Source organism: Limisalsivibrio acetivorans (assembly GCF_000421105.1).
In the GTDB taxonomy this organism is placed as follows: domain Bacteria; phylum Chrysiogenota; class Deferribacteres; order Deferribacterales; family Geovibrionaceae; genus Limisalsivibrio; species Limisalsivibrio acetivorans.
The window spans coordinates 577177-585535 of record NZ_ATWF01000002.1 but is presented as its reverse complement, the minus strand read 5'-3'; the positions used below and the strand labels follow the sequence as shown (position 1 = coordinate 585535).

Below are 8359 nucleotides of genomic sequence, written 5' to 3'. Positions count from 1 at the left end.
GTTAAGTCCTCCTGCGCCGATTGTACTGCATGAAGGTAACATGTGGAAGAGTAGGACGCCGCCAGGGATTATTTATATCTGGATATATGTATGGGATTTACCGTCCATACAAATTGGGAAATTCCATTGTTGTTCTGGTAAAGAGACTTTGCCCTCTTAACTCCGCCAGAGCCAACATCCATTAACTAAACCTTTCTACCTCAGATTAATGAGGTATCTGTCTTAATCAACTTAAATAGCTTTCATAGGCAGAGCGATGACGTTCTGCTTCATATATATAAGCCGCCGTAGGGCGGCTTTTTTGCGTTTGTATGCCGGAAAAGCCAATTCAGCTACGCCTTCAGAGCTTCCTTCCTAATTGATCTGGAAAATTCATCATCCTGAGAATTTTCCTGACGCTACGCTCGGCAAAGCCTTCGCTTCACTCACTTCCGGCTTCGTCAGGCCAGCAAAGCTGTTCTTCCTCCCGCCTTCAGGCTTTCCATCCATGGAAAGCTGTATTCTATAAAACCATTATATACTACATGGGTTTTTGAGGGGTCTTAGGGGAACTTTGTTCCCTAAAAAGTTACCCTAAACAACAATACAATCAGGGAAATTCAACATCCTGAGAGTTTCCCTGCCGTTGCGCTCGGCAAACCATGTGCCTCTTGCTTGAGCAGGCTATTGAGTTTCTTCTATACTTTTGCGTACGAGCTCTTGCTGCTCAGCCTTTGGTTAATTTATGTCGGAACGTATCTGTCAATAGGGCAGTTGCCTTGTCCGTGTTTAAAACCCTGGATTAAACTAGCAAGTGCAACGGTCTATAGGGAATAGTATATGGTTATGAGTTACATATTCAGCAGTTATTTGCAGTTGTCATTATTCATAATAGATTTGAACATGTAATTAATGTTATAAGACAATATGAATATCGCATTTGTAATATCCACAAAGAACTGGGGTGGCGTTAAAACATGGATGCTTGAATTCGGCTGTGGTCTGCGTGAGCTTGGGCATACAGTCCATTTCTTCGCATCGGATAAGCGTTTGATTGAGCAGGCAAGATTACGTGGGTGCGAGGCCCATCATGTTCATTTCGGATTTGACTATAACCCAGCCGCTATTCTCAGGTTCCGTCGCATTTTCAAGCGATATAAAATAGATGCAACGATTATGAATATATATAAAGAGCTTCGCTCTGCCGGTGTTGCGGCAAAAAGTCTCGGAATTCCAGTAGTTCATAGAGTTGGGCTCACCGGAGACATTGAGCCGGGGCCCAAAACTGCTTTTGTCCATAAGCGTATTGTCAGCCGAATACTTGTACCCTGCAGAATAATGAAAGAGGAGCTTATAGAGTCCGTACCTTTTCTCGAAGATAAAGATATACGATATATTTACAATGGCCGTGAACCAAAGACAGACAGGACTAGAAGCTCAGGAAGTCCAGTTCGCTTTGTGATATCTTCCAAGCTTGCCAAATCGAAGGGGCACGAAATGCTTTTCAAGGCACTTTCAATGGCATGGAACTATACGCAAATACCATTCAAAGTTGATGTATATGGAGAAGGCAAGGAACGTGAAAATCTAGAAAAACTGGCTTATGAATACAAAATTAATGACAAGATCGAGTTCCTTGGCTTTGACAGAGGTGTTGCAGATAAGCTCTCAACGTATGACTTCGGCCTGTTGTCCTCCCGTACTGAAGGACTCCCCAATGTTATCCTTGAGTACATGGCCTCCGGCCTGCCTGTAGTTTCCACGGATGTCTGTTGTATACCCGAACTGGTTCAGGATGGTGTCAACGGCTATCTATGCAGTAAAGGTGACGTTGACGGCATGGCCGAATGTATAAAGAAGTGTCTGCTTATGGATGCAACGGAGTATGCAGAAATGTCCGCCGCTTCACTAGAGATGATAAAGGGTGACTTCAACTTCACAAAGAGAGTGCAGGAGCTGGCAAGCTGGCTGGAAGAACTGCGCTAAGACTCCTCTGCGCCGAACTGCATATTGTATAGCCTTGTATAGATCTCGGACTTCCCCAGAAGATCGTCGTGTTTGCCTATGGACTCTATTTTTCCGCCATCCATCACTACTATCATATCAGCATTAAGGACAGTCGAGAGCCTGTGGGCGATGACGAAGCTTGTACGCCCCTTCATAAGGTTTGTGAGTGCTTTTTGAACGATCCTTTCGCTCTCGGTATCGAGCGAGCTTGTCGCCTCGTCCATTATAAGGATGGGCGGGTTGATCAATAGCGCTCTGGCTATGGTGATCCTCTGACGCTGACCGCCTGAAAGCCTGTCACCTCGCTCCCCTATGATTGTGTCAAAGCCCTCTGAGAGGTTCTCAATGAAGTCTGTGGCATAGGCGGAATCTGCCGCACTACGGATATCATCCTCGCTGACCTCACCCGCCCCATAGGCGATATTATTACTTACTGTGTCATTAAAGAGGAATGGTTCCTGATTGACAATACCGATGTTTTTTCGAAGGTTGTAAACTGCAAACTCACGCACATCAGTTCCGCCGACGGTCACAGAGCCATCCGTTACATCATAGAAGCGGGGGATTAGGCTTACAAGAGTACTTTTGCCAGCACCGCTCGAGCCCACAAGTGCCACCGTAGTACCTGGTTTAACATTGAGTGATAGGTTATCAATAACCCTCTCATCGCTACCCTTATATGAAAATGAGACGTTATCAAACCTTATCTCCGCACCTCTGGCATCGCAGTCCTTGTCGCCATCCTGGTCAAGTATTTCATTATGTATGTCAAGGGTTTCAAACACACGTTCGGCGGCGGCGATGGCGGCTTGAATGGTATGATTTTCTTGGTTAATCTTTTTGAACGGCTCAAACATCAGGGCAAATGCGGCAATGAATGAAAAGAAAGTACCCGGAGTGGATTCTCCGGCGATAACCTTTGAACCACCGTAGAAGATGATTGCGGCGAGTGCTAGCCCGGCAATAATATCCATGATAGGCGAGCTGAGCGATGCCACAAGTGCACGCTTAATCTGGAAGCCGATCTCTTTTGTGTTCTCCTTGCGGAATTTGCCGATCTCAAAGCTCTCCATCACAAAGGCTTTCACAACCTTAACACCGGAGAAAGCCTCCTGCAGAACAGAGGCAAGATCGCCCATTTTTTCATGCCCTTTGCGGCTGTATTTCTTTGTCTTTTTACTTGTTTTAGAGATTATTATGGCCATGAAAGGTAGTGCGATAAGACCGTACATGCCGAGTTCGGCGTCCTGATAAAATACTACAGCGATAAGAAATACAACAGAGAAACTTTCCTTAATGATCTTGATAAAAGCTGGAATGGATGATTTTAGCTGGTTCACGTCGTTAATGATGCGGGCCATCATCGTTCCAGTACTGTTGCTGTCGAAGTAGCTCATGGGGAATTTGATCATTTTGACATAAAGCTCGTGGCGGATCTCCTGAACAACCTTAAGGCTTATCATCCTCAGAAGGTACAGCTGGAGAAACCTAAAAACGCCTCGTACTAGGAAGATAATGCCAATGGCCATGGGTATAATGACCAGCATTTCCTCATTCTTATTAATGAATATATCATCAAGTACATGTTTTATTATGTATGCGGATGCACCGTCGCTCGCTGCCACAAATATCGAAGAGATTACCGATATTATCAACAACGGCAGGTGCTTGCGAAAGTATACCCAGATTTTCTTGAGAGTTTCCATTATCACCTCAAAAGCATTGCAAATCATAGTAAATTAAGGCTCTGGGCTCAAGGGGAAAATTCGAAGATAGTTGACCATCAGTGTGTTTTAAATATATTATTGAAAGCTCGTTTAAAACTAAGGAGGATATAAATGCCTAAACTTGAAGGAACAGAGACACTTGAGAATCTTATGAAAGCATTCGCTGGTGAAAGCCAGGCCAGAATGCGCTACACATATTATGCATCTGTTGCAAGACAGGAAGGATACCGCCAGATCGAGGCTATCTTTACTGAAACCGCAGATAACGAAAGAGAGCATGCGAAGCGTTTCTGGAAGAAGATCCTTGAGAATGCCGACACGCCTACAATGGTTAACGTAAACGCCGATTACCCGGTAGGGTTCGCAAAAACCATTGATAACCTTAAGTTGTCTGCCGAAGGTGAGCATGAGGAATGGGAGATCCTTTATCCCAACTTTGCCAAAGTTGCTGAGGAAGAGGGGTTCCCCCATATTGCGAAGCAGTTCCGCTACATCGCAGATGTTGAAGTTGAGCATGAGAAGCGTTTCCTCAAGCTTGCAGACAACATTGAGAATGGACTTGTTTTCAAGAAGGATGTGAGTGTTCGCTGGAAGTGCAGAAACTGCGGATTTGTTCATGAAGGCCTCGAAGCACCCGACATTTGCCCTGCATGTGCGCACAAGCTTGAGCACTTTGAGGTTAAAGAAAGTAACTATTAATATATGGGAAATTCAATTGTTGTTCGAGCAGGGAACCCCTGCTCGAACGCACTTCCGGCTATGTCAGAACAGCAAAGCTGTTCTTCCTTTCGCCTTCAGAGCCAACATCTACATAATCTGGGAAATTCATCATCCTGAGAATTTCCCTGGTCTGATTTAATCTATGGAATTTACCATCCATGGAAATTCCATTGTTGTTCGGGCAAGGAAACCTTGCCCTCTCGTACTTCCGGCTTCGTGAATTGTGCAGAACCCAATTCAGCTCCGCCTTCAGGGCTCCCATCCGTGGGAGCCTTTTTTTGTATCAACCTCTAATTATTATCTCAACATGAGTTTTTGAGGGGTGCGGGGAACTTTGTTCCCTAAAAAGTTCCCTGCGATCTTTTCCTTTCATACTCTAATTAGAAATTAGTCACTATTTTATGTGTTTCGTGCTAAAGCACGACTTACTTTTAGTTCGTAAAAGTAAGCAAACCGATTACCCTCAAGGTTTTACATCCCCCATAGTTACTCATTCATATTCATGAATTCGTAAGTGATGGCGGTTCCAATTTAATCTATGGAATTTACCATCCATGGAAATTCCATCGTTGTTCGGGCAAGGAAACCTTGCCCTCTCGTACTTCCGGCTTCGTGAATTGTGTAGAGCCCAATCCAGCTTCGCCTTCAGAGCCAACATCCACGTTGGCTTTTAAATTTAAACATTGATATTTATCTTTGAAAGGTGCTTGACTCGTACCCCTTAAGTCTTTTCTATACATACTCAAAAATTATGAGTAAGGTCGGGCTAGTGGCAGCATGAGCCGCCGTGGTCGTGTCCATGTGAGTGGTGGTGATCTCCACAGGTTGCTGTAAGTTCCAGCTCACGGAGTTTGTTCTCTTTAAACAGATTTATGTTGTCTGAGATTGTGCCGCTATTTGCAAGAAATACGCGTTTGCCGAGAACTTTTAGGCGGGTTAATGCGCCCTGGCCGATTCCGCCGACAACTACGGCGTCAACCTGTGCTCCGCCTAATGCACTTGCTGGATTACATGCGCCGTGCACGTGTTCAACATCACCGTTATCAAGCTCGTATATCTCATTGTTGTCTGTGTCTGCCACCATAAACATTGGAGCTGAGCCAAAATGATTGTATACTGCGCTTTCTAGACCGTTATTCTTTTGTACCGGGAAACAGAGTTTCATCTCTTGTTACCTCCTTTAATTAACTATATACTCTCTATATAATGAGCTTTGGTGCAATATGCAAGGATAAATAACATATGTGCGAAAATCAGCATATGTAATCCTTTTAGATACGCTTTTAGTAGACATCCATAGCTTTTTGGTTTAAAAAAATCCCCTTTGCTATTAGATTAAACTGTGGCTATGAATGCATGGTTACAAAGAGCTATTCAGAAACCCATGTAGTACATGTATTATACGATGGTTGTATAGAGTACAGCTTTCCATCCTGAAGGCGGAATTAAATTGAATTGTATTCAATTTATGCAGCCGGAAGTAAGTGAAGCGAAGGCTTTGCCGAGCGTAACGTCAGGGAAATTCTCAGGATGATGAATTTTCCAGATTATATTAGGGTAACTTTTTAGGGAACAAAGTTCCCCTAAGACCCCTCAAAAACCCATGAAGTATATGATGGTTGTATAGAATATAGCTTTCCATGGATGGAAAGCCTGAAGGCGGAATTAAATTGAATTGTATTCAATTTATGCAGCCGGAAGTAAGTGAAGCGAAGGCTTTGCCGAGCGTAACGTCAGGGAAATTCTCATGATGATGAATTTCCCAGATTATATAGATGGAAAGCCTGAAGGCGGAATTAAATTGAATTGTATTCAATTTATGCAGCCGGAAGTAAGTGAAGCGAAGGCTTTGCCGAGCGTAACGGCAATGGAATTTCCATGGATGGAAGATTCCATAAATATATTAAGGTAAGGTAACTTGATACCAATTAAAGACAATATTCCGTCTAGCACCTTCCCGTATGTAAACTGGGCGATAATTATAATTAATGTGCTGATATTTGTATATCAGCCGGGTATCGGACCTGAGAAGGGCTGGTATTTCTACGAGTACGGGCTTATTCCTAAGCGTGTGCTGAATCCGGACTCGTTTGTCCTTGATTCTGTCCGCCCCATATTTACGAGCATGTTCATCCACGGTAACTTTATGCATATCCTAGGGAATATGTATTTTCTGTTCATATTCGGTGATAATATTGAGGACAGGTTGGGGCACTTCAAGTATATCCTGGCATATTTAGGTCTTGGCCTTTTTGCGGCGGTTACGCAGGTTATTATGTTCCCCGGATCAACGGTTCCTATGGTGGGAGCAAGCGGAGCGGTTGCTGGTGTTATGGGCGCATATCTGATATTTTATCCTCACGCAAAGGTTAAGACCCTGCTAATAATAATATTCTTTATCACATTCGTTGATATACCCGCAGTGATATTCCTTCTGCTATGGTTTTTTATACAGTTCATGAACGGTTCTGCCGCCGGAACTATGGGTAGCGGTGTTGCATGGTGGGCCCATGTAGGCGGATTTGTAGGTGGACTGGCCCTAGCCGTGTGGGTGGCTATGCGAAAAAACAGCGAATTAGGAGTGAGGTAGATATATGTGCTTAGGTTTCCCCGGTAAGATAGATGAGATGGATGAGTTTGGCGCCATTGTGGACATTGAGGGTACGAAGCGTGAGGTATCGCTAATGATGCTCACCGACGAAGTTGCGCCGGGTGATTTTGTCATGGTGCATGCAGGTTTTGCCATAGCTAAGATGGATCCTGAGGAGGCGGAGAAGACGCTGGAAACCCTTAGAGATATTGCTTTTAATATGGACGAAGAGGACTTTGCGTGAAATTTGTCAGTGAGTTTCGGGATAGAGAGACCGCAAAGGGGCTCGTTGATGCAATCCATAAAGAGGTTTGCTCCGATGAGCGCTACAGGTTCATGGAGGTTTGCGGAAGCCATACCATGGCGATATCGAAGTTTGGTATCCGCTCGTTGCTCCCTGATAATGTAGAGCTTGTGAGCGGACCGGGCTGTCCTGTCTGTGTGACACCCCAGTGGGAGATAGATGCGGTTTTCCGTATGGCGGAGGAGGCTGTTATCGTAACCTTTGGTGATATGCTGAGGGTTCCCGGAAGTAACGGGGAGAGTTTGCAGAAGCTGAGGAGCGAGGGGAAGGATATTCGCATAGTCTTTTCCCCTCTTGATACTCTAGCTATGGCTGTGAAGGAGCCGGAGAGGGATTTTGTATTCCTCGGTATCGGTTTTGAAACCACAGCCCCTACCTCTGCCGCATTGGCTAAGAGTGCCCGTATGAAGGGTGTAGAGAACCTGTATATAACACCCTACAGCAAGACCGTCCCCGAGGTTCTGCAGGTTTTGCTTGATGATGAGAGTTTGGGAATCAACGGTTTTGTGTGTCCAGGGCATGTATCTGTAATAACGGGGCTTTCTATATATGAACCCGTTGCTGAGAGGGGTATCGGTGCTGTGGTGACCGGTTTTGAACCTCTGGATATCCTGTCATCTGTTCTTGAGCTTATAAGGCAGACAAACAGCGGATCTGCATCTGTGGTGAATATGTATCCCAGGGTTGTGAGACCGGAAGGAAACCCAAAGGCGCTTGGGCTTCTGGACGAGGTTTTCAGGAAAGAGGATACCGATTGGCGGGGGCTTGGAAGTATCCCGGGTAGCGGTCTTCGCTTTAATGATGAGTATTCAAGTTTCGATGCTCTGAGGTATTTCGAGATAGAATCCAGCGGAGTGTATGACATAGACGTTTGCCGTTGCGGCGATGTTCTGAAGGGTAAGATGAGTCCTAAAGAGTGCCCTTTGTTTGGCGATGCCTGCACGCCAGTTAACCCTGTGGGGCCGTGCATGGTTTCATCGGAAGGGTCTTGTTCTGCTTATTATAAATACGAAAGATAAAACAGAGGGGCAC

The 8359-nt window shown here is 44.9% G+C and carries 9 protein-coding genes; 6 read left to right on the top strand and 3 right to left on the bottom strand.

Annotation, left to right across the window (positions count from 1 at the left end; all coding sequences use genetic code 11):
* Positions 1-906 precede the first annotated feature (906 nt).
* Positions 907-1965, top strand: a complete 1059-nt coding sequence (locus K300_RS0113945) for a glycosyltransferase (RefSeq protein ID WP_022852298.1) — start codon at positions 907-909, stop codon at positions 1963-1965.
* On the opposite strand, the gene K300_RS0113940 is transcribed toward K300_RS0113945, so the two are convergent.
* Complete coding sequence (locus K300_RS0113940) at positions 1962-3692, bottom strand: ABC transporter ATP-binding protein (protein WP_022852297.1); 1731 nt, start codon at positions 3690-3692, stop codon at positions 1962-1964. The two genes, K300_RS0113945 and K300_RS0113940, sit on opposite strands and share 4 nt — an antisense overlap.
* Before the next feature lie 132 nt (positions 3693-3824).
* Here K300_RS0113940 and rbr point away from each other — a divergent pair, with 132 nt between their 5' ends.
* Positions 3825-4412 carry a rubrerythrin gene (gene rbr / locus K300_RS0113935; RefSeq protein WP_022852296.1) on the top strand — a complete coding sequence of 196 codons (588 nt, stop codon included), beginning with the start codon at positions 3825-3827 and terminating at the stop codon, positions 4410-4412.
* A 58-nt stretch (positions 4413-4470) separates the two neighbouring features.
* Here the strand turns inward: rbr and K300_RS0113930 are convergent, their stop codons facing one another.
* Together K300_RS0113930 and K300_RS0113925 are read right to left on the bottom strand one after the other, a co-directional pair.
* Positions 4471-4695: a hypothetical protein gene (locus tag K300_RS0113930; RefSeq protein WP_022852295.1), complete on the bottom strand. Its 225-nt coding sequence runs from the start codon at positions 4693-4695 to the stop codon at positions 4471-4473.
* Positions 4696-5199: 504 nt separating this feature from the next.
* Entirely contained in the window at positions 5200-5598 is a 399-nt protein-coding gene (locus K300_RS0113925; RefSeq protein WP_022852294.1) for a NifB/NifX family molybdenum-iron cluster-binding protein, read from the bottom strand.
* A gap of 582 nt (positions 5599-6180) precedes the next feature.
* Between K300_RS0113925 and K300_RS16850 the strand changes: the two genes are divergently transcribed.
* The 4 genes from K300_RS16850 to hypD all read left to right on the top strand — a co-directional run bounded on the left by K300_RS16850 (position 6181) and on the right by hypD (position 8346).
* The gene (locus tag K300_RS16850) at positions 6181-6345 is read left to right on the top strand and encodes a hypothetical protein (protein WP_022852293.1); all 165 of its coding nucleotides are present in this window, start codon (positions 6181-6183) and stop codon (positions 6343-6345) included.
* Between the two features lie 78 nt (positions 6346-6423).
* Positions 6424-7023, top strand: a complete 600-nt coding sequence (locus K300_RS0113915; protein ID WP_238320676.1) for a rhomboid family intramembrane serine protease — start codon at positions 6424-6426, stop codon at positions 7021-7023.
* A gap of 4 nt (positions 7024-7027) precedes the next feature.
* Entirely contained in the window at positions 7028-7267 is a 240-nt protein-coding gene (locus K300_RS0113910) for a HypC/HybG/HupF family hydrogenase formation chaperone (RefSeq protein WP_022852291.1), read from the top strand.
* Positions 7264-8346, top strand: coding sequence for a hydrogenase formation protein HypD (gene hypD / locus K300_RS0113905; RefSeq protein WP_022852290.1), 1083 nt, complete (start codon positions 7264-7266; stop codon positions 8344-8346). Before K300_RS0113910 ends, hypD begins: the two co-directional genes overlap by 4 nt.
* Positions 8347-8359: the final 13 nt, after the last annotated feature.